We start from the raw sequence: 25576 nt of genomic DNA on the forward strand, positions 1-25576 counted from the left end.
GGATACGGTAGGGAAACAAATGAAATTTAAGGTAATAGCCTGTGGCATAGCCTCATTCGCAATGCTTTCACTGAGTGGCTGTAGTGCATTTTTTAACGGTAATACTACGGAGAAAAATGCGGTATCGAGTAGCTTAGTCGAATATTTATACCCTGATGAGAAGAGTCGCCAAGCCCAGCAGCCATCCTTACCTGTGCTACGTTTACCGATTACCGTCGGCATCGCTTTTTTGCCATCATCCCATTGGCAACATGATGCAATTGATAGCCGAACTCAGATGGCCTTACTTGATAAGGTTAAAAAATCCTTTGTCAAATATGACTATATCGATCGTATCGAAGTGATCCCAAGTACCTATCTTAAAAATGGTAAAGGTTTTGAAACCTTGCAGCAGGTTGCGCGTTTGCATGATGTCGATGTGATGGCATTGGTGTCTTACGATCAATTGATGCAAAGCCACGAGAACAAATCCGCCATTCTTTATTGGACGATTGTGGGCATGTATTTAATCCCTGGCAATGAAAATGCGATTCAAACCTTTGTTGATACCGCCGTTTTCGATATGCGTAGCCAGAAGATGTTATTTAGGGCGCCAGGTATTAATCAGTTAACTGAAAGTTCAACCGCTGTTGGCGTGACGACAACCTTAAGAGAAAAATCCTACGAGGGCTTTGATCTCGCGGTGAACGATATGATAGTCAATTTAGATGACGAGCTTGCCCGTTTTAAAACTCGGGTTAAGGAAGAGCACGTCGCCACCATAGAACATAAACAAGGTTACAGCGGCGGTGGCAGCTTATCGCTATTGATACTTTCATTACTGGGGATTTTTGCTGTGCGCCGTTTAACCATCTGCCGAGAATAGTTGAACCCATTTATCAGGGGTGAGGTGAATGAAAAGGAGTTTCAATGTTTTGGATATTTCTACTTCGGGCTTTGTATTAAGTTCTTATCACTCCTTTACCCTATGTTAAATGGGCTGATTGAAACATTAAGGACTTAAATATAATGACAGACATTATTGATAGAATTGTTTATGACATCGAGGATGTTGAAGAGGCGGTAAACCTTGTAAAAACTATCTCGTCAGCACATGAATTGTATTCCTTATTGAACCATTATAATTGGGATGATGGTAATGAGATTCCTATTGCAATTGCGGATCATCCATTATGCGAGTTAGCCATTGCCATAAAGCTATTTTGGCTTGCTGAAGCGATGGATTGGTTAGAAATGAATGAGCTAAATGAATTAATTCCAACAAATGAGGTAATAGAACCTTATCAACAGGAACATTATGATTTCGCGGTCATGCTGACTAAGCGAATTTTAAGTGGTTATTATCAGGTGAAAACAGTTTCCCATACTGAAAAAATAACAAAGACGGCGCAATATTTTCTTAAGAAGCGTGGAGTGCCTGAGATTCTGTATCAACCTATTGTGGTATGAGTGTTGAGATATACGATGTTGTAGTCGGGTGGTTAGGCGTGCCTATTTATGTGTGAAGCCCCCTTTTTTAGGTAACAACTAGGACCATAGACGCGAGTAGGTAGAGCCACAAATGCTTAAACTGGCTCAGGTTTTTGCTATTGATGTCGGTGTATATGCGGTGATGAGCAACCATCCGCATCTTAGCGGCGTAGCTTGTCGTTATCGCCGTGACCACAAGTGACAATATGCCAATGTGGGTGATTTTTTATGGCTTTAGCCTTAACTCGGTACTAGCATGCTTGCGTATTCGGGCTTGACCTCCTATGATCCTCCGGTTTTATCATTCACGGTAACCTTTAAATGTTGAATTCTCCGCTTTCTGCCAGCTCTAACGAATTAGTGATCAGTATCTTAACTATGGTGTTGAGCCAAGGAAAACCCTTAGATCGAGCCTATTCTCAGCATTTTTCTGGGTTGCAATTGGTGCCAGCTGAACAAGCGCGTATTGCGCTGGTGACGGGGGATATTCTTAGGCGCTTAAATCTGTACTGTTATTTGGCTGAAATCAGTCCTGATGAAATGGAACGATATGGCTCCAAGCTACTCAATGCTTGGCATTTATTCCATGACTTACCATTACCTAAGATGCAATATTCCTTACCCGTGGATGAACAACGTCTGGCTGAGCGTATTGAGCAAGCAAAAACTCAACTTGTGCTTTGGGATGGTTGTCCAGAATGGCTTGATACCATGGGCCGTGAGCAACTTGGTAAATCTTGGGAAAAGGAGCGCGCAGCCTTAAGCACTGCGCCTAAGCGTTTTTTACGCGCTAACGGCCTCAAGGTTACCCGTGATGAGTTAATGGCAAAACTTGCCGCAGAATATGTGAGTACGCTACCCGTTGATACAGTTAATTCTGCGTTAGAAGTCACCTCAGATTCTGCATTATTTCGCACCCAGAGTTTTAAAGAGGGGTTGTTTGAGCAGCAGGATGCGGGTTCTCAGCGCGTGGCCGCTGCACTGGATGCAAAACCGGGTATGAAAGTCATCGATGCTTGTGCTGGCGCGGGCGGTAAGACCTTACACATCGCCGCACAAATGCAGGGCAAAGGGCGCCTATTAGCTATGGATGTGGAGCAATGGAAACTCGATAAGCTCAAAGAGCGTGCCCGTCGTAATGGGGCTTATAATGTTGAAACGCGCTTAATTGCTAGTAGTAAAACCATTAAGCGTCTTAAACTCAGTGCCGATCGTGTGTTGCTCGACGTTCCTTGTTCGGGTCTTGGAGTACTGAAGCGTAACCCTGATGCAAAATGGCGTGATACCGCAGAGCGTTTACCCGTTCTGATGGAACTGCAAAAACATATTTTGAACAGTTACAGCCGTATGGTGAAAGTGGGCGGGATCCTTGTATACGCCACTTGTTCTATTTTTCCGTGCGAGAACCGTGGTCAAGTGGATGCATTTTTGGCGGAAAATCCAAACTTTCGTCTAATAGAAGATGAAACGATAAGCCCTGCCGATACAGGTTTTGATGGTTTTTATCTTGCGAAAATTGAACGAATTCAAGAATAAACACCTTTCAATACTGCTCTAAAGCACTTTTAGTCTATTTAAGGCTGAGTTGCTTTGGGGCACCTTAGTGCCTAGAATTCTTCTGAGTTTATAATGTTTTTACTTGAGCCTAACAGTATTGCACGGCGAAGGAAGATATGGACGAAGGCACTAATGTTATGGGACGACTTTTCGAATCCTCACTTAAACTAGATCACGATGTTAGCTTAGATTGCTATAGCGGCATTTTATCTATGTTGTTAAATGGTGCACCTCTAGGTGAGATTCTTCACGCGCTCGTCCTTAAAATTGAGGCTCAAAAAATAGGGACAAAGGCTTCCGTCCTACTGTTGAGTGATGATGGTAAACGGTTACTTTTTGGTGCTGCCCCCCACTTGCCAGATAACTATAACCAAGCAATTCATGGCATTGAAATTGGCCCAGACGTAGGCTCCTGTGGTACTGCGGCCTACTTGGGGGAACGTGTTATTGTTGAAGATATCGCGCACCATCCATTTTGGGAAAAGTTTAAAGCAATTCCTCTCAGTGCGGGCCTTAAATCCTGTTGGTCTGAACCCATCAAAGATAATCATGGGAAAGTACTCGGGACTTTCGCCATGTATTATGACGTCATAAAATCACCTATGCCGCAGGATTTAACCTTGATATCGGAAGCCGCAAGATTGGCGAGCCTTGCGATTGAACGTAGCCGTTCGATGGAGTTTCAGCGTTTAGCGGTGAAAATATTTGATCGCTTGCCTTTAGCACTTGTGATCACCAATTCCCTCGATGCCGTGTTATATGCAAATGCAGCATTTAAGCAAATAGTACAACCACAAACAGTAGAATCATCTAATTTTCACCCAAAAACCTTTTTGTCTCAGTCAGAACCCCATGAACTTGATATGCTTTTTCAGCACCTATCTGCAGGAAAAATGTGGCAAGGGGAATTAGTTGGACTCAGGGGAAATGGTGAAACCTTCTACCTTGATCTTACTGTAACGGTATTTCGTGAGCCTCACAGCAATTACAATGGCTTCGCTTGGTTATTTTCCGATATCAGTGAACGTAAAAAAGCCGCACAACTAATTAAGTATCAAGCGAATAATGATTCACTCACAGGGCTTGCAAATCGTAATGCCCTCTTTAGACAAATCCAAACCTTAATCACTTCTGACTGTTTAACGCCGGGCTTTAGTTTTATGCTGATGGACTTAGATAACTTTAAGCAAGTCAATGACACCTATGGTCACGATAAGGGCGATATGTTGTTGTTACAGGTTGTTGGACAGATAAAAACCTGTTTAGACAGCAGTATAATGTTTGCGCGTTTAGGTGGTGATGAGTTTGCCTTACTGTTACCCGGGGTTGTTACACAAAAAGCACTCTCACAATTGGCCGAAAAAATCATTAAAAATGTCTATCGGCGTTATGAGCTATCAAAGGATAAAGGCGTTTACAGTTCGGTTAGTATCGGGATTGCACGTTTCCCTGAGGATGCACTTAATTTGGAGCAATTGCTTAATTGTGCTGATCAAGCCATGTATATCTCCAAGGCGAATGGGCGCAATCGGTATCATTTCTTTACTGAGCAAATGCAGCAGAATGCCGAACGAATAGCGAATTTACATACATTGCTAAAGCAAGCCTTAGATCAACAAGCCTTTGAGCTCTATTATCAGCCAATCGTTAATGCGACAACGGGGTTGATCGTGCGTGCAGAGGTACTATTACGCTGGCAACATGAAGGCCAGTTTATTGCTCCAGATGAGTTTATTCCCATCGCTGAAAATAGTGGATTGATTGTTGATATCGGTCGAAATGTCCGCCGATGTGCGATGCAAACGATTAAGGAGATGCAAGACCATGGTTGGGGTATTAGCTTAGCGGTGAATGTGTCTACTTTTGAGTTCTGGTCCCATGAGTTGCAGGATGCATTTTGTGACTCTTTTGCTGACATAATTGAAGAATTAGGCTTAGTTGATTTTCCCTATGAATTGATCACGCTGGAAATTACCGAATCCTTATTGATGAAACAACATGTACATTTAATCAAAGTGCTCAATGAACTGCGTGCTCGAGGTGTGAAAATATCCTTAGATGACTTTGGTACTGGTTATTCCTCTTTATCTTATTTAGCGAATTTTCCCATAGATCAAATTAAGATAGATAAAAGCTTTATCGATAGATTAGCAGAAGGCGAACGCCACGAGGCTCTGGTTGAGGCCATAGTGCGCTTAAGTCATGCATTAAATTTGAGCGTGACTGCTGAAGGGGTAGAAACAGAGGCTCAGTTGAAGTTTGTGATGGCAAATGACATTCAAGAAATTCAAGGTTACCTCTATTATCAACCTATGCCTAAGGCCGCATTTTTTGAATTATTGGCTAAGCAAGCTAAGCCACATTAGTGTGTTCGCATTTATGTGTAACTAAACATCAAAAAGAGCGCCATTGGCGCTCTTTCACATAACCTACAATAAAACGGATTTAATCCTTTGCCGATAACTGGCTGTTGATCACTAGGCTTAAATATTCGGTAAAGTCGTGGCCGTGGTTTTGCAACATTTTAGGGAACATTGAAATCGGTGTCGAACCAGGGAATGTGTTGATTTCGTTGAGCAAAATTTCATTTTCAGCGGTTAAGAAAAAGTCGATACGTGACAGGTGACGCAGCTTCATCCCCTTAAATGCCTTGATAGCATAAGCACGGATCTGTTCACTGAGCTCTACAGAAACATCTTTTGCAACCACATCGGTGCGTGCCTTACTGCTTTTGGCATATTTTTCATCAAAGGTGTAGAAGGTATTGGTATCACAGATAATTTCACCTGGCAGGGTTGCCACAATCTCACCATTGTATTCGTATACTGCGACTTCTAATTCACGGGCTTTAATGGTTTTTTCCACTACAACATAGGGTGCGTAGCCGAAGGCATCTTTGAGTACTTGTGCCACTTTGCTGCTGTCATCCACTTTATAGCAACCGACAGATGATCCTTGCGACGCGGCTTTAATAAAGATTGAACCCCAATTAGCCAAGGCGGTTTGTGCTTGGCTGATCGCCTCATCATCATATTGGTGTAGAAAAATGTAGGGAGTATTGGGGATCCCTAGGGCTGAAAACCACATTTTGGCGGTGATTTTATTAAAACAATTACTACTGGCTTCGGATTCACAGCCGAAGTAGGGCAGTTGGATAAGGTTGAAATAGGACTGGATATCACCTGTTTCGCCGGGATAACCATGGATGCAAGGAATAACATAGTCCACAGGCCAAGGCGCTTTAGTTTCATCGCGAAAACGGATTTCGCGATTATTCGTCAGTTCACACTCATCGCCTGCCGCGGTGCGATATTGACCCAATTTATCAAGTTCTACCCGTAACACGGAAAATTGATCGGATTTTGCCAATGAGGATTCAAAATAGTTAGCCGACATTAGTGAAATATCGTGTTCAGCACTTCCGCCGCCGCACAGCAAAAGTAAGTTAATTCTAGACATTGTCATTCCTCAATTGAGCAAGATCAGATGAGAGCCATGTGTTCGTCAATCATCCTATAAAATAGCCGTAGCCATCTTAGTTTTGTTATCCCTATGAGTGCAAGTTCTGCGGTATTGAACCTTAACCGAGTGGTGATTTTTAACGCATTAATCACTTGTGGTAAACCACATTGAGGTAAATATTCGGGCTGATGATAAGCTTAGACCTCCTTGCTAACTGACCATTTATTTGCATGGTTTGATGTTGAGATCACACATTGCAGCTTACTAACTTAGATACGACTCAACGCAATGCTAAAAATGGTGACTATAATAAGTTTATTCATACACAACATGATGCATCTGTATGTTTTTTAAGCGGCATTTAATTCTTCTCTTGCTAGCTAGTCTTATTGTGTATGGCGCTTTAGTTCCTGCTTTTGCCACTGCCGAGCCTAATGTTTTATACGCTCACTTTCGCCATCGACCTCCTGAAATGATCGTTGATGAACGTAATATGACAATGTCGAGCCCTTTAAAAGACATTATCGAGGAGGCTGCAGAGAAAATTGGTTATCGCATTCATTGGACGATTAGTCCTTTTGCTCGCAGTCTCCATGATTTACAAGTCGGTAAGGTTGATATTGTTCCGCGCACCATAAAAACCTCCGAGCGGGAAACCTTTATCCGTTTTCTTGGACCTGTGTCGACACAAACGAGGGATATTTTATTTTTGGTCAAAGCAGGTAAAGAGTCGAGCATTCAAGTTTATGAGGATTTATATAAATTAAGCGTGGGAGTCAAACGCCAAACCGTCTATTTTGAGCGTTTTAATGACGACACCGCCATCAATAAAATGGAGTCAATTGATGATGAAAATATGGCTAAGATGTTTATTAAAGGTCGTTTTGATACCATGATTATCCTCGACCGCGCCTCGATTGAATATCAACTCAATAGTCTTGGTTTCCATGATTTTAGCTATGCACAGTATCGGCAAATAAATAAAATTGACAACTATTTTGGGATGTCACGTAAGTCGGCTCATTTTGCTGCTTTTGAGTCATTGAATAGCGTATTAATTGAAATGGTTCGCTCTGGACGAGTGAAAGCGATCTATGATTTTTACGGTTTATCGGCGGAGTTAGAGTAACTAATCTTGTAGGGTGCTTCATTACCTACGGTATTACTCATCAGGTTTTCAGGTTATTAGGATGACTTCAAACGCAATAAAAAACGCGCCGAAGCGCGTTTTAGTATTCACCTGTAATATCAAAGTGAATTAGAAGTTTGCTGTACGTGGTGCACGTGGGAAGGGGATCACATCACGGATGTTAGAGACGCCAGTCACATAAGACACTAAACGCTCAAAACCTAAACCAAAGCCCGCGTGTGGCACTGTGCCATAACGGCGAAGGTCACGATACCACCAGTAATCTTCTTTGTTCAGATCCATTTCGGCTAAACGCATATCTAGCACATCTAAACGCTCTTCACGTTGAGAACCCCCGATAATTTCACCAATACCGGGTGCTAATACGTCCATTGCGGCAACGGTTTTGCCGTCTTCGTTTAAGCGCATGTAGAAGGCTTTAATGTCCTTTGGATAGTTCTTCACCACAACTGGGGCTTTGAAATGTTCTTCGGCTAAATAACGCTCGTGCTCAGAAGAAAGGTCAATACCCCAAGAAACTGGGAATTCAAAGGTTTTGCCACATTTTTGCAGGATATCAACCGCATCGGTGTAATCTACTTGGGCAAAATCGCTCGATACAAAGGATTGCAAACGCTCGATTACCGTTTTATCTACGTGCTGGGCGAAGAATTGTAAATCATCCATACGCTCGGTTAATACGGCATTGAAGGCGTATTTCAGCATCGCTTCGGCAAGACCTGCGATATCGCTTAAGGTCGCGAAGGCAACTTCGGGTTCAACCATCCAAAACTCAGCTAAGTGACGGCTAGTATTGGAGTTTTCGGCTCTGAATGTTGGGCCAAAGGTATAAATTTTTGACAGTGCACAGGCGTAAGTTTCACCGTTTAATTGCCCTGATACAGTTAAGAAAGCCTCTTTACCGAAGAAATCCTTATCGTAATCGACTTTGCCTTCACTGGTGCGGGGCAGGTTTTCCATATCTAAAGTCGATACGCGGAACATTTCGCCGGCGCCTTCGCAATCCGATGCCGTGATAAGTGGTGTAGAAACCCAAATAAAGCCTTCTTCGTGGTAGAAACGGTGAATCGCTTGGGATAAACAGTTACGAACACGCGCAACAGCACCAATAATGTTAGTGCGTGGACGCAGGTGAGCGAGCTCACGAAGATGCTCAATTGAATGACGCTTAGCGGCCATTGGGTATGTGTCTGGATCATCAACCCAGCCAGTGACTTCAAGTTCAGTCACTTGTAGCTCAAATGCTTGGCCTGCGCCAGGAGATTCAACCACGTCGCCTGTCATTACGACAGAGCAGCCTGCAGTTAGCTTTAACACTTCGTTGTCGTAATTTTCGAGGCTATTGGGCACGACACCTTGGATCGGATTAAAGCAGGAACCGTCATAGACAGCTAAAAAAGAAATACCGGCTTTAGAATCACGACGAGTTCTGACCCAGCCACGTACTGTGACTTTAGAACCGACCGCGTGCTCACCTTTAAATACAGAAGCGACAGATGCAATGCTCATTGTTGCTTAGTTCTCCAACGAAACGTTTTATATGAAAATTTTGGAGGTTTATATTACCTTGCTGGTGGCTTTTCTCAAGCTGAAAAAGGTATCCTGAGGTTAATATTGCTAATATTTAGCGATATAGTGACTCAAACGGCAGGAGGCGATATGAGTAAAGTGAGAACATTTCAGATTATCCTCGCAACATTGTCCATTTTAGGCTGGATATTCGCCGTATACGCATTATTGGTTTTTGGCGAGGCAAGGCCCGATCGCGAGGTAGGGACTTATCTTAGCCGTGGTGCGGTGTTACGGGCTGAATGGGATCCCCATAGAACGCAATTGCTAGAATATTTAATTTGGACCTGCGGTGGGATCAGCCTTTTGAGTTTAGCGGTTAACTATTATGTCGCCCAACACAGTAAATTAGGCTATTGGTTCAACATTCCGTTATTACTGCTCACCTCGATTGTCGCTGGCTTATACATTCGCTTTGTCATTTAACTTTTTGTTATTTAGCGGGGCTAAATTTGCGAAGGGATACTTAAATGGCGGCAGAGATGATCAATGATTGCTGCCGTTGCTCCCCATATAAATCGCTGTTGGTAGGGGATAAAATGCACATTGTAATAACGGCCTTGACGTAAAAAACGTTTCTGGTGACGATGGGTTGGTTCAATAAAAAAACTTAACGGTACAGAGAAACAATCGGCAACTTCACCGGGATCGAGTTTCATCACAAATGCTTGCTTGACGATACCTATCACTGGGGTGATTTCAAATCCAGTAAAGGTATTGTGAGCAGGAAAAGTGCCTACAACATCCACATTGTGCCGTAACAGGCCGATTTCCTCTTCGGCTTCTCTTAGTGCAGCAGCAATTGCATTCGTATCACTTGGTTCAATTTTGCCGCCAGGAAAACTAATTTGCCCTGGGTGGGCACGCAGATGCATAGGTCTTTGGGTTAAGATCAAACTCAGTTCACCTGCAATGTCTTGAACAGGGAGCAATACCGCCGCTTTGCGTAATCCAAGGTGAGGGAAAGCAGCCGGATCTTGCCGAGCTAAAGGATGTAGATTAAATCTCAATCTAAATTCAGCTTGATCCATCGAAGTTCTCGTTTATCCAGTATCAAAATTAAGGTTTTTTCATTCAGCGCCAAGCAAAGGTAAAATACGGCTGATTTTATCAAAGGTTTCTTGATATTCGGCATTCACTTGTGAATCCGCCACTATGCCACCGCCCGCCCAGCAATAGAGTTTACCCCGTTCGGCAATCAGTGTGCGAATGGTGATGCTGGTATCCATTTGTCCATCTTGGCTTAAATATCCCATACAACCACAGTATAAACTTCTGCGTGACGGTTCTAGCTCCTCGATAATTTCCATGGCACGAATTTTGGGTGCGCCGGTAATCGAGCCGCCTGGGAATGCGGCGCGCAGTAAATCACTCGCCGTGAATTGGCTAGCGAGTTTGGCGGTAACGGTACTGACTAAGTGATGCACAGCGGGAAAACTCTCAATCTCAAAGAGATGGGGTACACGTACTGAACCGGCTGCGGCCACTTTGCCAATGTCGTTGCGCAGCAAATCGACAATCATCACATTCTCAGCACGATCCTTTGGCGAGTTTGCCAGTGTGCTGGCAGCCTTGGTATCAAGCAGTGGATCAGCATGACGTGGCATCGTACCTTTGATGGGTTTGGTTTGAATATCATCACCGCGAAGCTGGATAAAACGCTCGGGTGAAATCGACAAAATAGCGTTTTGCGGTAGACGCATAAAGGCCGAGAAGGGGGCTTTATTGGCCTTACGTAATTGGCAGTACGCCGCCCATTCATCACCTTGGTAACTTGCCTCAAATCGTTGGGTTAAGTTTATTTGATAGCAATCACCGCTGTGTAAATAGGCTTGTACAGCTTCAAATTTTCTCGTGTATTGGGCTTTATTTATCTGTGTTGCCCATGGGCTAGTGAGCATAAAGGCCGCTGAGTTTGGCTTTTTAGTGAGTTTATGTTGAATTTTATTCAACTCAATCTCGAGGGCTTTCTCGCCTAAATAGTGCAACAAATGCCAACACTGGGTTTGGTAATTGAAGATAAGCGCCCAGTCGTAAAAGCCGATATTCATTTCTGGCAGTTGAATATCCTGCTTGGCCGTTGTTGGCAGCGTTTCGATACGACGCCCTAAATCGTAACTAAAGCTACCCATGGCGCCTCCTGCAAAGGGGAAGCCACTTTCAATGGCGTTTGGATACCAATGATTTAATAATGAGTTAACGAGTTCAAATGGATCATCTGTTACGTTGGTCTTTGCCGGCAACGTCAGATCTGATTGCATAAGGGTTATTTCACTTCGCTCACCTTTGGTGACTAAAGTGGCAATAGGTGCCGCGCAAATAATATCGAATTTTGCATCTTGATGCGACGCACTAGCAGAATCGAGCAGAATTGCCCACTCGTCTTTAGCAAAGTATTCGAATACTTCTGTGGTGCTTAATGTCCAGTCAAGTTGGCGTGATGCAAGCGGTATTGACGCCCTAATTGCCATCGATTAATCCTATCTAAAATGTGATGTAGCCCAAAAAGATGTGAAAGAGTATCATATTGGCCCAGAAAGAATTAAACAAAAACAAGTAAGGCCACATAGGCTGCTGGAGCGCTCCTACTATGTCATCTCACCCTAAAATGTCTGAAAATGCTGTTATTAAACAAGCCGACTTTATTGAAAGTGTGGCGGATGCCCTGCAATACATTTCTTATTACCACCCAAAGGATTTTGTTGATGCCATGAGCGAAGCTTATGAGCGTGAACAAAGTGCTGCGGCGAAGGATGCGATTGCCCAGATCTTAATTAACTCGCGTATGTCGGCCGAAGGTAAGCGTCCTTTGTGTCAAGACACGGGGATTGTGACCACGTTTGTAAAAGTGGGTATGGGTGTAAAGTGGGACAAAACCGATATGACGATTCAGGAAATGGTCGACGAAGGTGTTCGTCGTGCCTATACCAATCCTGATAACCCACTGCGCGCATCAATAGTGTCAGATCCTGCGGGCAGCCGTAAAAATACCAAAGATAACACCCCATCTGTGGTGCATATCGACATGGTGCCTGGTAACCACATCGAAGTGGCGATTGCGGCTAAAGGCGGCGGCAGTGAAAACAAAGCTAAGATGGTGATGTTAAACCCATCTGACGATATCGCCGCTTGGGTAGAAAAAACGCTACCGACCATGGGCGCGGGCTGGTGTCCACCGGGTATGCTGGGTATAGGTATTGGCGGCACGGCGGAAAAAGCGGCCGTATTAGCCAAAGAAGCGCTGATGGAAAGCGTGGATATCCATGAGTTGCTCGCCCGTGGCGCGCAAACGACCGAAGAAAAACTGCGTTTAGACATTTTTGAGCGTGCGAATAATTTAGGCATAGGTGCGCAAGGTCTTGGCGGTTTAACCACAGTGTTAGACGTTAAAATCAAATCGGCGCCTACCCATGCGGCATCTAAACCTGTGGTGATGATCCCCAACTGCGCGGCTACACGCCACGTGCATTTCCATTTAGACGGTTCAGGTCCTGCGGAATTAACGCCGCCATCATTGGCCGATTGGCCAGAAATTACCCGTGAAGTGGGTGATGATGTGCGCCGCGTTAACTTAGATACTGTCACTCAAGCGGATATCGAGCAGTGGCAGAGCGGTGAAACCATTCTGCTCAGCGGTAAAATGTTGACTGGTCGTGATGCTGCTCATAAGCGCATTCAAAGCCTCATCGAAAGCGGTGAAGGTCTGCCAGAAGGCGTGGACTTTACCGGTAAGTTTATTTACTACGTTGGCCCAGTTGATCCCGTTGGCACTGAAGTTGTCGGTCCTGCGGGCCCAACCACTGCAACTCGTATGGATAAATTCACTGACTTAATGTTAGAGAAAACGGGCTTGATGGGCATGATAGGTAAAGCTGAGCGTGGCCCTGCAACAGTTGAATCGATCAAAAAACATAAAGCGGTATATCTAATGGCCGTTGGCGGCGCTGCGTATTTAGTGTCTAAAGCGATTAAACATTCTCGCGTCGTGGCCTTTGCTGATTTGGGCATGGAAGCGATTTACGAGTTTGACGTGCAAGATATGCCAGTGACTGTGGCAGTGGATTCACATGGCGTGAACGCCCATGAAACGGGCCCTGCGATTTGGAAAGTGAATATCGCCAACGCGAAAGCGTAAAGGTTGGGATGCAGCGGATTGAACTTGATGGCTTTTTAAGCAAAACAGCTTAAGTTTGAGTCTTGATATCTGTTCTTTAGGTAAAACGCTACGTCACTGACATTTTGTCACAAAAAAATACGCTCAGGTTCGCCATTTGGCTTGCCTGAGCGTTTTTGTTTCGTTAGTGTGGCAAGCTTATCTTCGAAGATACGATCACTGATCGCTTTTAACATTCGTTCGATGGTAATGACCGAACGTTTATAACAAAAGATGGACATAACAATGAAAATAGCTCCTCTCCTCATCGCGTTAAGCGCTACAGGTTTGGCGTACTCAGTCCAAGCGGCTGAACCAACGCCTTTTTCTGTGCAACAGCTGATTAAACTCAATAAAATGCATTCAACAACGGTGTCCCACGATGGGACTAAGTTGGTCTATGGCCTTAAAACGGTAAATGAAAAGGGAGAGGCCAGTTCAGATTTATATTTGTTAGATTTGACTCAAGCCAATGCAAAGCCGTTGCAACTGACCTCTGCCGCGGGTACTGAGCACGATGTGAGTTTTGCAAATGACGATAAATCGATTTATTTCCTTGCGAGCCGCAATGGTTCAAGCCAGCTTTTTCAACTGCCATTAACGGGCGGTGAAGCGGTACAAGTTTCTGATTTACCTTTGGATATTGATAGCTATAAGCTATCAAATGACGGTAAACAAATCGTACTTAGCATGCGTGTCTTTCCTGAATGTAAAGATTTAGCCTGTTCTAAGGATAAATTTACCGCCGAATCTGAGCGTAAATCGACTGGCCGTGAATACAAGCAGTTGATGGTTCGCCATTGGGACACTTGGGAAGATCATGCCCGCAACCACTTATTTGTGGGTGCATTAAACGGCGAGAAACTCACCAAGGTTGTGGATATTACCCAAGGTTTAGACACTGAAACACCACCAAAGCCTTTTTCAGGTATGGAGGAAGTGACCTTTACCCCAGACGGTAAATATGTGGTTTATAGCGCTAAAGCGCCGAGTAAAGATCAAGCGTGGACGACTAACTACGATCTATGGCAAGTGCCAGTGACGGGTGGGACCGCAACTAACTTAACCAAAGACAATTTGGCATGGGATGCGCAGCCGACCTTTTCGAGCGATGGCCGTTATATGGCCTATTTAGCGATGAAAAAGCCCGGATTTGAAGCGGATCGCTACGCGATAATGCTACGTGATACCAATACAGGCCAGTCTAAGGAAGTAGCGCCACTTTGGGACAGAAGCCCAAGTTCACTGATGTTTGGCCCTGATAATCGTACTTTATATGTTACAGCACAGGATATGGGGCAAGTCTCTATTTTCCAAATTAATACCCAATTTGGTGATGTGCAATCCATCTACAGTGACGGTACTAACAGCTTGATCGCCGTGACTAATGATCAATTAATTTTTGATAGCAAAACCTTAGTTGAGCCTGGCGATCTCTATAGCATCACGACCGATGGTCAAGGTCTTAAGCGTTTAACTGAAGTCAACAAAGATAAGCTGGCTAAGATTAAATTCGGCGAGTTTCAACAATTTAGTTTTAAAGGTTGGAACAACGAAGACGTTTATGGCTATTGGATCAAACCTGCCAACTACCAAGAAGGTAAAAAATACCCGATTGCTTACTTAGTGCATGGTGGGCCGCAAGGTTCATTTGGCAATAGTTTTAGCGGTCGTTGGAATGCCCAATTATGGGCGGGTGCAGGTTATGGCGTCGTCATGGTGGATTTCCACGGCTCTACTGGTTACGGTCAGGCCTTTACTGATTCAATCAGCCAAGATTGGGGTGGTAAGCCATTAGAAGATCTGCAAAAAGGCCTAACCGCGGTGAGCCAGCAACAAAAATGGCTCGATCCGCAAAACGCCTGTGCGCTCGGTGGTTCCTACGGTGGTTACATGATGAACTGGATCCAAGGTAACTGGAACGATGGCTTTAAGTGCCTCGTTAACCATGCTGGTCTGTTCGATATGCGCTCTATGTACTATGTGACAGAAGAAGTGTGGTTCCCAGAGTATGAATTTGGTGGCACTTACTCAGATAACAAAGCCTTATATGAGAAGTTTAACCCAGTGAATTATGTTGAAAACTGGAAAACACCCATGTTAGTGATCCACGGTGAGAAAGACTTCCGTGTACCCTATGGTCAAGGGTTAGCGTCATTTAGCTATATGCAACGTAAGGGTATTCCATCGGAGTTGCTGATTTTCCCCGATGAAAACCACTGGATCCTAAAACCTGAAAACTTAGAGCAGTGGTATGCCAACGTATTCCGTTGGATGGATAGCTGGACTAAGCAGTAACTGCCAGCGCATTTAATAACAGACAGTGAATGACTGTGTAATAAAAGCCGCAAGGCTCGCCCTAGTAGCGTTATCATCGGCGAGTTGTTTGATGTGAGTGACTATTGAATTTTTCAAGCGTCTTAAAAAGCCAGGACTCTGTTCTGGCTTTTTATTGCGTCATGTAATGGCTTTATTTTTAATCAAGGAGTTAAGATGAATATTCGAGCCGCAACCTTAACTGATATCCCTGAAATAAGCGTATTAATCACTCAATTAACCCAAGATTTTATCGCCCCAACTTGCACTGCAGAGGGTGCTGCAATCTTAGTTAATGCCATGTCGATTGAAGCGATTGGTAGCTACTTTGCTATGGGTTATCAGTACCATGTCGCTATAACGGACTCGGGCCAACTCGCAGGTGTGGTGGGGATGAAGGCGAATAGCCACTTATACCATCTGTTTGTCGCCTCCCATGCACAGGGGCAAGGCGTAGCGCGAATGTTGTGGGAACATGCTAAAACTCAATGTTTAACCCAAGGTAATCCGGGCATATTTACCGTGAACTCGGCATTGAATGCGCAAGCTGTGTATTTAGGCTTTGGCTTTGTGCCCCTAGGACCCGAGCGAGAGCGCGGCGGGATCCGCGATATTCCCATGCAGCTGACGCTTTAGGTTGGCAGCACTCATTCATCCAAACATTAGTACTCTCATTTGAGCTAATAGAACTAAAAATAGAGGAATTATGGCAAATTTAACCTTTTATCCCATCGGCACAGCTGGCGAAAAATGGGGCGAGGCCGAAAAAGCCGCTTGGCTTGCAAGTACCCAAATCAAGCGTTCATATCAGGACGATGTCGTGATGCCACTTAAGAGGATGGAGGCTGAGCTTACGGCACTTGGGCTTGCCACAGTGCAATATGGCTCGCTTTCGATTGATCCACTGCGTTATCCATTGCTTGCAGTTACAACGCAGAAATTTGATAGCCAAAAACCAACCGTGCTGGTGACGGGCGGTGTGCATGGGTACGAGACCAGTGGCGTTCACGGTGCATTAGCCTTCTTAGCCAATCAAGCGGCGAATTATGTGCAACAGGTGAATTTAGTGGTTGCCGTGTGCGTGAGCCCTTGGGGTTATGAGACGATTAATCGCTGGAATCCTAAGGCTATCGATCCTAATCGTTCATTTTATGCCAATAGTCCAGCAGAAGAATCGGCAGCCTTGATGGCTCTGGTCGCTTCAGTAGAACAAGGTTTTGATCTGCATGTGGATTTACATGAAACTACCGATTCAGACGAATTAGAATTTCGCCCAGCGCTTTGCGCCCGTGATGGGATTGAATATGAAAAAGGCACAATCCCCGATGGTTTTTATGCCGTGGGTGATACCGAAAATCCAATGGATGCATTCCAAAAGGCCATTATCGACGGTGTGAGCAAAGTGACCCATATTGCACCCGCCGATGAGAAAGGGGAGATCATCGGCTCGACTGTGGTTCAGGACGGAGTGATCAATTACCCGTTGAAAAAGCTAGGCTTATGCAGCAGCGTGACGGGTTGTGCCTATAACACTACGACAGAAGTTTACCCTGATAGCCCATCGACAACGCCAGCGGAATGTAATTTGGCACAGGTAGCGGCAATCACTAGCGCTATTGATTATGTGTTGGCACAGCGTTAATTATGCTTTGTTTTAGAGGAATCAATGGGATGAGCTGTGACTGAAGTGATTTTACGTTAGGAGCCGTTACGCAAGTATTCATCCTTATGGTAAGACATGCATTAAAAAGCCCTCATTGGAGGGCTTCTTCGTTGATATAGTGCTGCTTTTATCTAGGTGATAGCCTAGTTGTTATCGCTATAATCGCGACCATAGTAACTATCGAGTAATAACTGTTTTAACTCGCTAATCAATGGGTAACGTGGGTTGGCACCTGTGCATTGATCGTCAAAGGCATCTTCGGCGAGTACATCTAACTTGGCGAGGAAGTCGGCTTCGTTGACACCGGCTTCTTGGATAGAAGCAGGAATGCCAATCGTCTTCTTGAGCTGTGTGATTTTCTCAAGCAGTTTTTCCACTTTCTCTTCATCCGATTTTCCGCCTAGTTTCAAATGGTCGGCGATGGCTGCATAACGGCACAAGGCTTTGGGTCTGTCATATTGGCTAAACGCCGCTTGCTTTGTGGGCAGATCCGTTGCGTTAAAACGTATCACATTGTTGATCAGCAGCGCATTGGCTAAGCCGTGGGCGAGATGAAACTCGGCACCGAGTTTATGGGCCATCGAGTGGCAGATACCGAGGAAGGCGTTAGCAAAGGCGATACCCGCAATGGTGGCACCATTATGAACCTTTTCACGGGCGACTGGGGATTGTGCACCTAAGTTATAGGCATCCGGCAAATATTTGCACAGTAAATCGAGGGCTTGCAGTGCTTGGCCATCGCTGTACTCATTCGCCATTACGCTAACATAGGCTTCAAGTGCATGGGTTACTGCATCAATGCCACCAAAGGCGGTGAGTGACTTAGGCATATCCATCACAAGATTGGGGTCAACAATCGCCATATTGGGCGTGAGTTGATAATCAGCAATGGGGTATTTTTTACCTGTTTGCTCATCGGTAACTACCGCAAAAGGTGTGACTTCTGAGCCTGTGCCTGAGGTTGTCGGAATAGCCACCATCATGGCTTTTGTGCCCATTTTGGGGAATTTGTAGATACGTTTACGGATATCCATAAAGCGCAATGCGAGATCGGCAAAATCAACCTCAGGATGTTCGTACATCACCCAAATAATCTTGGCGGCATCCATGGGTGAGCCACCGCCGAGGGCGATGATGACATCGGGTTTAAAACTACAGGCAACCTTTGCCCCTTGGCGCACAATGGCTAAGGTGGGATCGGCTTCGACATCATAGAAAATTTCAGTTTCTAAGCCCTGAGCCTTTAAAATACGAATGGTTTCATTGCAATAACCTTGGTTGAACAAAAATCTATCCGTGACGATAAGCGCGCGTTTTTTATCACTTAATTCCTCAAGGGCGATAGGAAGACTGCCACGGCGGAAATAAATAGATGAAGGAAGCTTGTGCCACAGCATGTTTTCGGCCCTCTTAGCGACGGTTTTTTTGTTGATCAAATGACTTGGACCCACGTTTTCTGAAATCGAGTTGCCGCCCCAAGAGCCGCAACCGAGGGTGAGAGATGGGGCCAATTTAAAGTTATAGAGATCGCCAATACCACCTTGTGATGCGGGAGTGTTGATTAAAATTCGTGCGGTTTTCATTCTAAAACCAAAGGTTTTAACGCGTTCTGTTTGAGTGTCTTGGTCGGTGTAAAGTCCTGATGTATGGCCAATCCCCCCAAGTGCAACTAAGGCTTCGGCTTGATCGACGGCATCGTTAAAGTCTTTGGCGCGGTACATACCAAGCAGTGGCGATAATTTTTCATGGGCGAAGGCTTCGCTTTCACTAATATCAGTCACTTCACCAATCAGTACCTTAGTCCAATGAGGTACTTCAACCCCCGCCATTTTGGCAATACTCGCCGCACTTTGCCCCACGATATCGGCATTTAAGCCACCATTTTTGAGGATGACGTTTTGCATTGCCGCGGTTTCACTTGCCGATAAGATATAACCCCCATGGCTTGCGAAGCGTTCTTTCACTTGCTCATAAATGCTATCGACAACGATCACGGCTTGCTCAGATGCGCAAACCACCCCGTTATCAAAGGTTTTGGACATCAATATAGAGCTCACCGCGCGTTTTATATCGGCGGTTTCATCGATAACGATAGGGGTATTTCCTGCGCCCACACCAATGGCAGGTTTACCTGAGGAGTAGGCGGCTTTCACCATACCTGGGCCACCTGTGGCAAGGATCAAATTAACCTTAGGGTGAGTCATTAGCTGATTTGATAGTGCGACGCTAGGCTCATCAATCCAGCCAATAATATCTTTCGGTGCGCCAGCGGCCACGGCAGCATCAAGCACTAATTTTGCGGCAGTGGTGGTTGAGGCTTTAGCCCTTGGATGGGGCGAAAAAATAATGGCATTGCGGGTTTTAAGGCTAATCAAGGCCTTGAATATTGCCGTAGATGTCGGGTTAGTCGTGGGCACTATGCCGCAAATAATGCCAACGGGCTCGGCGATAGTGATTGTGCCAAAGGTGAGATCTTCAGACAAAATACCGCAGGTTTTCTCATCTTTATACTTGTTGTAAATATATTCAGAGGCAAAGTGGTTTTTGATCACCTTGTCCTCAATAACACCCATACGTGTTTCTGCCGCTGCCATTTTGGCTAGCGAGATACGCGCATCCGCAGCGGCGAGGGCGGCTGCGCGAAATATCGCATCCACTTGTTCTTGACTGAAGGTTGCATACTCGGCCTGTGCCTTGGCGACACGCTCGACCATCAGATCCAGTTCTTGTGCATTGGTCACTAACATGATTAACACTCCTAAAAAGATTTAGGGAATGCTCATGTTCACTAAATCTTCTTTATGGTAGAAAATTACACTTAAACTCACTCATAAAGTGTGAGCATACTATCAATATGCAATTTATTTGTAATAAAACTACAATAATAGTGATCTGTTTCTATAACTATCGGTATGTGCTACTCAAATGGAATAATCAAATATTATTTAAACTTGTGATTAAACCTCAAAAATCTCATTTTTCAGTCATCTGAGCTTGAGATACTATACTGGCCCTTGAGCTTACTTTGATGAACATGGCGTGACACGCATATAAGGATCGCAACTTGGAGTTAACACTTTACGTTAAATTTTTTCTTGGCCTCGTTGCCATCATCAATCCGATTGGATTGCTGCCCGTATTTGTGAGTTTGACCAGTCATCAAACAGAAGCGGAGCGAAACCATACCGGAAAAGTGGCTAACTTTGCGGTAGTGGTTATCTTGCTGGTAACCATCGTTGCGGGTCAGCATATTTTAAATATGTTCAGTATCTCACTTTCGGCTTTTAGGATTGCGGGCGGTAGCTTGATAGCCATTATTGCCATGTCGATGTTGCAGGGTAAGTTAGGCGAGGTGAAACGCAACCAAGAGGAAGACCGCGAATCCTCTGCGATGGAATCCGTTGCTGTGGTGCCCTTAGCGTTACCTTTAATGGCAGGGCCAGGTGCCATTAGCTCTGTTATCGTGTTTGCCGCTGAACATAATTCCTTATCCAATTTTATTGCGATGTTCATTACCGTGATTATTTTTGGGCTAGTGAGTTTTGCCCTGTTTAGAATGGCTTCCATTATTTATAAAATTTTAGGTAAAACAGGTATTAACGTGATTACCCGCTTGATGGGACTCTTGATGTTATCTATCGGAATTGAAGTGATCGCGGCAGGTATTAAAGGGCTTTTCCCTCAATTGTTCAGCTAACGGATTAACGCCCTAATATTCATTTATTCAGTGAGTATTGGGGCTTTTTTCAGGCGTCATATCCATTCAGCATTTTTAAACATTTAACCCATTCAGGGCTCGAGAGCTCCAACATTACCCGTGTTACAGTGACAAGCACCTGTTTTTTAAAACTTAGCACTCTCTAAAGTAGTGATGTCGAATCGTTCTAACCCCAAACCTATGCTATATAATAAGTGCCCATTAGGTTTAACCTCGCTAAACAAGGAATATTTTTATGAAATGGCAATGGATTGGTAATCTCAGCTTAAAACAGAAGTTGCTTATGGTTGTGTTACCACCGTTAATTGCGTGCTTTCTTTACGGTGCACTCTTTCTCACTGAAAAATTTAAGTACCGTCAAGATTTACAACTTGTTGTACAGTTGAGTGAACTGGCGGTGACGAACAGTAATTTAGTGCACGAATTACAGAAAGAACGCGGTATGAGTGCCGGTTTTATTGGCTCAGGTGGAAAGGCTTTTGCTGGAAAGATACCTGAACAGAGACGCTTGACCGATAGCCAACTCAAGCTTTATCAATCTTTTATTGCTGAAAATGCATTACCTGAATTATTTGCTCCAAAGCTAAGAGAATTAAACACTCAGTTAGGTCGATTAGCGGGGATCCGTTCCCAAACAGACAGTTTGTCTATTAGTGTGGCAGAGGAAGTCGCGTACTACACAGATCTGAATAAGATCTTATTAGCCATAGTGGATGAGACCGCCAAGGCGGGCGCTAACCAAGAAATTGCGATTAAAGCTGCGGCGTTTAGCGCATACCTACAGATGAAAGAGCGAGCAGGAATTGAGCGTGCTGTGCTTAGCTCAACCTTTGGACAATATGGTTTTAAACCACAGGTTTACGCAAGATTTATTACACTCGTTTCTGAGCAAAATAGCTATTTAGAGCGTTTTCAAGCCTTAGCTACTCCAGAACTTGTGCAAGCAGTGAGCCGCATTCAAAACTCTAATGAAGTACGTGAAGTTGAAGCATTACGTCAAATTGCGCTTGAGCAAGATAACCAAAAGATCCAACAACAAAGTCCTGAAGAGTGGTTCACTAAATCAACGGCGCGTATTGATAGCTTGCGAGATTTTGAACAGCAGGTATCAACAGATTTACTCAAAACCACCCATAAACGACTACAATCTGCCAATGAGCATATGTTTTTTGTGTTGGCGACATTAACATTGGTACTCACACTCGTATTGATTTTTAGCTTATCAGTGATCCGCTACTTACATGATAGTGTTCATCACTTATATTCAACCATTACCCAAGCCCGTAAAAATTATGATCTAAGCGTACGTTTAACTCATTCGAGTTCCGATGAGTTTGGTGAGCTTGCCATTGCATTTAATGACATGATGAGCGATTTTGAAAATGTGATTTTGCAGGTGCGTGCCAGTGGCGCTAAATTACAACAAGCCGTTAAGCAAATGGATTTGTGTACTCATGCTATGGAGCAGGATGTCATGGAAGGGCACAGCGAAGCTGAACAAGTCGCTTCGGCGATGACAGAAATGAGTGCCACCGTCGCTGAAATCGCAAGCAACGCAGTGCAAGCCTCTGAAGCATCAAGTGCAGCGAATCAAGAGGCCAAGGCAGGGAATATTGAAGTCGGCCGAACAAGCAACGCCATTAAAGCCCTTGCAGATGACATCAGTGGCGCTTCTCAAGCAATCAATGAATTAGATCGCGAAATTCACGGTATTGTGGTGGTATTAGATGTGATCAGCAGTATTGCAGAACAAACTAATTTACTCGCACTCAATGCCGCGATTGAAGCCGCCCGTGCAGGTGAAATGGGGCGTGGCTTTGCCGTGGTCGCCGATGAGGTTCGAAATTTAGCGCAACGCTCGCAAACGTCGACGGCAGACATTAAAAATATGACAGACAGGTTAAAATCGGGAGCGAGTATTGCTGTAAAAGCAATGGAGCGAGGGTTAACACAAGCCAATATCAGTGTTCAAGAAGCAGAGCAAGCGGGAATAGAACTTAAGCGTGTTGTAGAACAAGTGGACATTATTGATCGTATGAACGAACAAATTGCCACAGCAACCCATGAACAATCCGCTGTATCTGAAGATGTGAATCGTAATGCGTTGAAGATAAGTGAGATTTATCTCAATACCCAAAGAATTTCCGATGAATTACGTGAGCTAACAAAAGCACTCACATTTGACGCGGATCTTATGTCTAAAGAAGTGCATAAATTTACGGTGAATTAATACGTTAACTTTATAACACTGCTCAAACGAAAGGCGGTTTGCTTAGCAATTGTGCAACCGCCTGAAATCGATTCTTTTTTACTTGACCCCCATAAGGCTTTTGCGTACAGTACCGCTCCGTTAACCGCAAAAAGTCCCTCGGCAAGACTGATATTGCGTTAACCCGTTCAATCGTGAAAGATTAACCACGTAAACATAAATCAAAAAATACGGTGAGGTGTCCGAGTGGCCGAAGGAGCACGCCTGGAAAGTGTGTATACGGTAACGTATCGAGGGTTCGACTCCCTCTCTCACCGCCACATTCTAAGAACCCGATCACATGGTCGGGTTTTTTCTTTTCTAACAATAACCTATTGAATTATAGTTGCTTCATCCAATGGCTTACCAACCTTTGGCACCTTAAGGTGGTACAAAAGGGTGGTACAAAACGATGGCATTTATGATTCAACCATACAGCGATCCAAAGTCTGGAATCTGGAAAATCCGCAAGGGTATTCCTAAGCATTTACGGCCCTTTCTTGATGGCAAAGTTGAGCTTAAGCGAAGCCTAGAAACTAAAGATGCCCATGTTGCCAAAACAAGGGCTGCTGGCGTGATTGCTGAATTCGAGTCTGCGATTGCTCGTGCTCAGTCACGTTTCGACAATCAAGAGAACGAGCAGAGAATATCACCAGCTCAGTTAGATGCTATTGTCAGCTATTGGGTGGCTCATGAGCATGGGCGGCTAACTCAAGCAGACATTCAAGCAAGATATCTGCTCGAAACTCCCGAAGGACTTGCAAGCATGACTGAGTGGTTCAGCGAGCCGCTAGAAGTGCTCCATGAGGCTAATGGAACAAGCCGCCAACAAACAGAAGAACAACGCTTTGTGCGGCATATGAGTGCATTCGTTGATGAAGCCCTTGAGCTTTCTCAATGCCGACTTTACGACCATTCATTAAGACTGTATCTCGCAATCCAATTGGCAAACGCCTGTATCAGGCTCTCTAACTCTGCAATTGACCATGAAGAACTCGCTCGGCGTAAACAAGGACTCGTTCGGCGGGAGCTAAACCGAGGCTTTGAGCCGACCTTACCTGATACGAAGATCGAACCTACAGATCCAAGCAGTGATGCGTTACAGCAGCTTAAGGATTTAGGTTTAATAGTTACGGCTATGACCACCAGCAGTACAGCTCCAAGCAAACAAAAGGAAGCTGAATTATCCGTATCTTCTAGCGTTTCGCAGTTGATTGACTGGGTGAATAATCAGAAGAAGGCTCTGAGCTCAGAAGTTGCCTTCAGATCATGGCAAGGTGACCGCAATCGCCCTTGTCAGCGACTGATAGAGTTTTTTGCCGATAAGCCTATTGGTGAAATCCAAAAGCTAGATATGCGTAAATTCTTCAATTGGATTATTCGCTGTCCGAGTAAACCAAGCCAAGAGATACGAGCATTACCCTTCAACAAGCAAATCGATATCGCGGATAAACGAGGCTTGGCTCGTGTGAGCATCAATACTGCTGATAAGGAACTTAAGCTGGTTTCGGGGTATTTCCAACAGGCTGTCAAGTTAGACATTTTGCCGAAGAATCCTTGCCATCAAGTGTCGCCCGGTAAAGAAACGGTGAGGGTGATTAGAGATCCGGGCTACTCAAATGCCGAACTGACAAAGATTTTCTCCCTGCCACTCTTTAGGCAACGTACCAATGCTCAAAAGGCAAGATACGGTGAAGCTCCTTACTGGTTGCCTGTTATTCTGGCCTATACAGGAGCAAGGGCAGAGGAGATTGCTCAGCTTTACGTGAAAGATATCAAGCAAGATAGCGATAATAGCGAGCGATGGTATTTCCATATTCAGGAGCTACGCGATGACCAATCCGTTAAAACGGGGGAGTCGAGAAGGGTGCCAATTTGTCAGGCTCTCATTCAGTTAGGGTTACTGGATTACCTGAATACCTTGCCAGCAGATGGGCGATTATTCCCAATACTCAAGGCCAACAAAAAGGCTAAGTATCACCTCGCGGTAGCACGTTATCTGAAAGACGCCTTTATGACACTCGATATTGAGCATTTTGACGCCCTAAAACCGCTACATGCATTCCGCCATCGCTTTATCACCGAAGCCAGAAAGGTCATGCGAGAGGATGTCCAAAATGCGATAACAGGGCACTCAAATGCGGGGAATACGGGGCGTAACTATGGTACCTACTCAGAGTTACATCAGGAGATAGATAGGATGCCAGAACTTTGTATCCCCATATGGCATCCTTAATCTAAAGCTAAATATACTACTTATACGGAAGCTA

19 protein-coding genes, 1 tRNA gene and 1 pseudogene are annotated in these 25576 nt (G+C 44.6%); 15 read left to right on the top strand and 6 right to left on the bottom strand.

All coding sequences use genetic code 11. From position 1 onward, the window contains the following. Nucleotides 1-19 precede the first annotated feature (19 nt). The 5 genes and pseudogenes from rhlP (at nucleotide 20) to JEZ96_RS08725 (ending at nucleotide 5393) form a co-directional block, all read left to right on the top strand. The gene (gene rhlP / locus JEZ96_RS08710; protein ID WP_011919206.1) at nucleotides 20-865 is read left to right on the top strand and encodes a rhombotarget lipoprotein; all 846 of its coding nucleotides are present in this window, start codon (nucleotides 20-22) and stop codon (nucleotides 863-865) included. A 143-nt stretch (nucleotides 866-1008) separates the two neighbouring features. Further along, nucleotides 1009-1449, top strand: a complete 441-nt coding sequence (locus JEZ96_RS08715; RefSeq protein WP_014610685.1) for a DUF4274 domain-containing protein — start codon at nucleotides 1009-1011, stop codon at nucleotides 1447-1449. 10 nt (nucleotides 1450-1459) lie between these two features. Then, a pseudogene (locus tag JEZ96_RS19515) lies at nucleotides 1460-1633 on the top strand (transposase); the annotation flags it as partial. 158 nt (nucleotides 1634-1791) lie between these two features. Beyond that, on the top strand, nucleotides 1792-3006 hold the full coding sequence (locus tag JEZ96_RS08720) for an RsmB/NOP family class I SAM-dependent RNA methyltransferase (protein ID WP_011789517.1): 1215 nt from the start codon (nucleotides 1792-1794) through the stop codon (nucleotides 3004-3006). Between the two features lie 137 nt (nucleotides 3007-3143). After that, nucleotides 3144-5393, top strand: a complete 2250-nt coding sequence (locus JEZ96_RS08725; RefSeq protein WP_011919209.1) for a sensor domain-containing phosphodiesterase — start codon at nucleotides 3144-3146, stop codon at nucleotides 5391-5393. Between the two features lie 79 nt (nucleotides 5394-5472). Here JEZ96_RS08725 and JEZ96_RS08730 read toward each other — a convergent pair whose 3' ends face one another. After that, entirely contained in the window at nucleotides 5473-6486 is a 1014-nt protein-coding gene (locus JEZ96_RS08730; RefSeq protein WP_025008585.1) for a D-alanine--D-alanine ligase, read from the bottom strand. Nucleotides 6487-6832: 346 nt separating this feature from the next. Between JEZ96_RS08730 and JEZ96_RS08735 the strand changes: the two genes are divergently transcribed. Then, nucleotides 6833-7618, top strand: a complete 786-nt coding sequence (locus JEZ96_RS08735) for a substrate-binding periplasmic protein (RefSeq protein ID WP_025008586.1) — start codon at nucleotides 6833-6835, stop codon at nucleotides 7616-7618. Nucleotides 7619-7747: 129 nt separating this feature from the next. Here the strand turns inward: JEZ96_RS08735 and asnS are convergent, their stop codons facing one another. Next, entirely contained in the window at nucleotides 7748-9148 is a 1401-nt protein-coding gene (asnS, locus tag JEZ96_RS08740; RefSeq protein WP_011789513.1) for an asparagine--tRNA ligase, read from the bottom strand. Nucleotides 9149-9298: 150 nt separating this feature from the next. On the opposite strand from asnS, the gene JEZ96_RS08745 reads away from it, so the two are divergent. Beyond that, nucleotides 9299-9634: a hypothetical protein gene (locus tag JEZ96_RS08745; RefSeq protein ID WP_011789512.1), complete on the top strand. Its 336-nt coding sequence runs from the start codon at nucleotides 9299-9301 to the stop codon at nucleotides 9632-9634. Between the two features lie 20 nt (nucleotides 9635-9654). On the opposite strand, the gene JEZ96_RS08750 is transcribed toward JEZ96_RS08745, so the two are convergent. Next, the gene (locus JEZ96_RS08750; protein WP_011789511.1) at nucleotides 9655-10239 is read right to left on the bottom strand and encodes a CoA pyrophosphatase; all 585 of its coding nucleotides are present in this window, start codon (nucleotides 10237-10239) and stop codon (nucleotides 9655-9657) included. Nucleotides 10240-10278: 39 nt separating this feature from the next. Next, nucleotides 10279-11679 (bottom strand): aminodeoxychorismate synthase component I, encoded by a 1401-nt coding sequence (pabB, locus tag JEZ96_RS08755; protein ID WP_128090092.1) that lies wholly within the window; start codon nucleotides 11677-11679, stop codon nucleotides 10279-10281. 119 nt (nucleotides 11680-11798) lie between these two features. Here pabB and JEZ96_RS08760 point away from each other — a divergent pair, with 119 nt between their 5' ends. Further along, nucleotides 11799-13343 (top strand): fumarate hydratase, encoded by a 1545-nt coding sequence (locus JEZ96_RS08760; RefSeq protein WP_061783090.1) that lies wholly within the window; start codon nucleotides 11799-11801, stop codon nucleotides 13341-13343. A 107-nt stretch (nucleotides 13344-13450) separates the two neighbouring features. On the opposite strand, the gene JEZ96_RS19520 is transcribed toward JEZ96_RS08760, so the two are convergent. Beyond that, the gene (locus tag JEZ96_RS19520; protein ID WP_156471683.1) at nucleotides 13451-13603 is read right to left on the bottom strand and encodes a hypothetical protein; all 153 of its coding nucleotides are present in this window, start codon (nucleotides 13601-13603) and stop codon (nucleotides 13451-13453) included. Between the two features lie 4 nt (nucleotides 13604-13607). On the opposite strand from JEZ96_RS19520, the gene JEZ96_RS08765 reads away from it, so the two are divergent. The 3 genes from JEZ96_RS08765 to JEZ96_RS08775 all read left to right on the top strand — a co-directional run bounded on the left by JEZ96_RS08765 (nucleotide 13608) and on the right by JEZ96_RS08775 (nucleotide 17319). Beyond that, nucleotides 13608-15659 (top strand): dipeptidyl-peptidase 5, encoded by a 2052-nt coding sequence (locus JEZ96_RS08765; protein ID WP_025008587.1) that lies wholly within the window; start codon nucleotides 13608-13610, stop codon nucleotides 15657-15659. A 195-nt stretch (nucleotides 15660-15854) separates the two neighbouring features. Next, entirely contained in the window at nucleotides 15855-16313 is a 459-nt protein-coding gene (locus JEZ96_RS08770) for a GNAT family N-acetyltransferase (RefSeq protein ID WP_025008588.1), read from the top strand. 70 nt (nucleotides 16314-16383) lie between these two features. Next, nucleotides 16384-17319, top strand: a complete 936-nt coding sequence (locus JEZ96_RS08775; protein ID WP_025008589.1) for a M14 family metallopeptidase — start codon at nucleotides 16384-16386, stop codon at nucleotides 17317-17319. A 164-nt stretch (nucleotides 17320-17483) separates the two neighbouring features. Here JEZ96_RS08775 and adhE read toward each other — a convergent pair whose 3' ends face one another. After that, nucleotides 17484-20087, bottom strand: coding sequence for a bifunctional acetaldehyde-CoA/alcohol dehydrogenase (gene adhE, locus JEZ96_RS08780; protein WP_198779876.1), 2604 nt, complete (start codon nucleotides 20085-20087; stop codon nucleotides 17484-17486). Between the two features lie 317 nt (nucleotides 20088-20404). On the opposite strand from adhE, the gene JEZ96_RS08785 reads away from it, so the two are divergent. The 4 genes from JEZ96_RS08785 to JEZ96_RS08800 all read left to right on the top strand — a co-directional run bounded on the left by JEZ96_RS08785 (nucleotide 20405) and on the right by JEZ96_RS08800 (nucleotide 25542). Further along, on the top strand, nucleotides 20405-21037 hold the full coding sequence (locus tag JEZ96_RS08785) for a YchE family NAAT transporter (RefSeq protein WP_061783088.1): 633 nt from the start codon (nucleotides 20405-20407) through the stop codon (nucleotides 21035-21037). A 256-nt stretch (nucleotides 21038-21293) separates the two neighbouring features. Next, entirely contained in the window at nucleotides 21294-23288 is a 1995-nt protein-coding gene (locus JEZ96_RS08790) for a methyl-accepting chemotaxis protein (protein WP_011919219.1), read from the top strand. A 211-nt stretch (nucleotides 23289-23499) separates the two neighbouring features. Beyond that, a tRNA-Ser gene (locus tag JEZ96_RS08795) sits at nucleotides 23500-23587 on the top strand. Between the two features lie 140 nt (nucleotides 23588-23727). Further along, nucleotides 23728-25542 carry a site-specific integrase gene (locus tag JEZ96_RS08800; protein ID WP_229781411.1) on the top strand — a complete coding sequence of 605 codons (1815 nt, stop codon included), beginning with the start codon at nucleotides 23728-23730 and terminating at the stop codon, nucleotides 25540-25542. Nucleotides 25543-25576: the final 34 nt, after the last annotated feature.

This window comes from Shewanella putrefaciens, assembly GCF_016406325.1.
Classification (GTDB): domain Bacteria; phylum Pseudomonadota; class Gammaproteobacteria; order Enterobacterales; family Shewanellaceae; genus Shewanella; species Shewanella putrefaciens.

Bases quoted from the DNA above. Each gene is read 5' to 3' on its own strand.
- rhlP (WP_011919206.1), top strand. From the start codon at position 20: ATGAAATTTAAGGTAATAGCCTGTGGCATAGCCTCATTCGCAATGCTT.
- JEZ96_RS08715 (WP_014610685.1), top strand. From the start codon at position 1,009: ATGACAGACATTATTGATAGAATTGTTTATGACATCGAGGATGTTGAA.
- JEZ96_RS08720 (WP_011789517.1), top strand. From the start codon at position 1,792: ATGTTGAATTCTCCGCTTTCTGCCAGCTCTAACGAATTAGTGATCAGT.
- JEZ96_RS08725 (WP_011919209.1), top strand. From the start codon at position 3,144: ATGGACGAAGGCACTAATGTTATGGGACGACTTTTCGAATCCTCACTT.
- JEZ96_RS08730 (WP_025008585.1), bottom strand. From the start codon at position 6,486: ATGTCTAGAATTAACTTACTTTTGCTGTGCGGCGGCGGAAGTGCTGAA.
- JEZ96_RS08735 (WP_025008586.1), top strand. From the start codon at position 6,833: ATGTTTTTTAAGCGGCATTTAATTCTTCTCTTGCTAGCTAGTCTTATT.
- asnS (WP_011789513.1), bottom strand. From the start codon at position 9,148: ATGAGCATTGCATCTGTCGCTTCTGTATTTAAAGGTGAGCACGCGGTC.
- JEZ96_RS08745 (WP_011789512.1), top strand. From the start codon at position 9,299: ATGAGTAAAGTGAGAACATTTCAGATTATCCTCGCAACATTGTCCATT.
- JEZ96_RS08750 (WP_011789511.1), bottom strand. From the start codon at position 10,239: ATGGATCAAGCTGAATTTAGATTGAGATTTAATCTACATCCTTTAGCT.
- pabB (WP_128090092.1), bottom strand. From the start codon at position 11,679: ATGGCAATTAGGGCGTCAATACCGCTTGCATCACGCCAACTTGACTGG.
- JEZ96_RS08760 (WP_061783090.1), top strand. From the start codon at position 11,799: ATGTCATCTCACCCTAAAATGTCTGAAAATGCTGTTATTAAACAAGCC.
- JEZ96_RS19520 (WP_156471683.1), bottom strand. From the start codon at position 13,603: ATGTCCATCTTTTGTTATAAACGTTCGGTCATTACCATCGAACGAATG.
- JEZ96_RS08765 (WP_025008587.1), top strand. From the start codon at position 13,608: ATGAAAATAGCTCCTCTCCTCATCGCGTTAAGCGCTACAGGTTTGGCG.
- JEZ96_RS08770 (WP_025008588.1), top strand. From the start codon at position 15,855: ATGAATATTCGAGCCGCAACCTTAACTGATATCCCTGAAATAAGCGTA.
- JEZ96_RS08775 (WP_025008589.1), top strand. From the start codon at position 16,384: ATGGCAAATTTAACCTTTTATCCCATCGGCACAGCTGGCGAAAAATGG.
- adhE (WP_198779876.1), bottom strand. From the start codon at position 20,087: ATGTTAGTGACCAATGCACAAGAACTGGATCTGATGGTCGAGCGTGTC.
- JEZ96_RS08790 (WP_011919219.1), top strand. From the start codon at position 21,294: ATGAAATGGCAATGGATTGGTAATCTCAGCTTAAAACAGAAGTTGCTT.
- JEZ96_RS08800 (WP_229781411.1), top strand. From the start codon at position 23,728: ATGATTCAACCATACAGCGATCCAAAGTCTGGAATCTGGAAAATCCGC.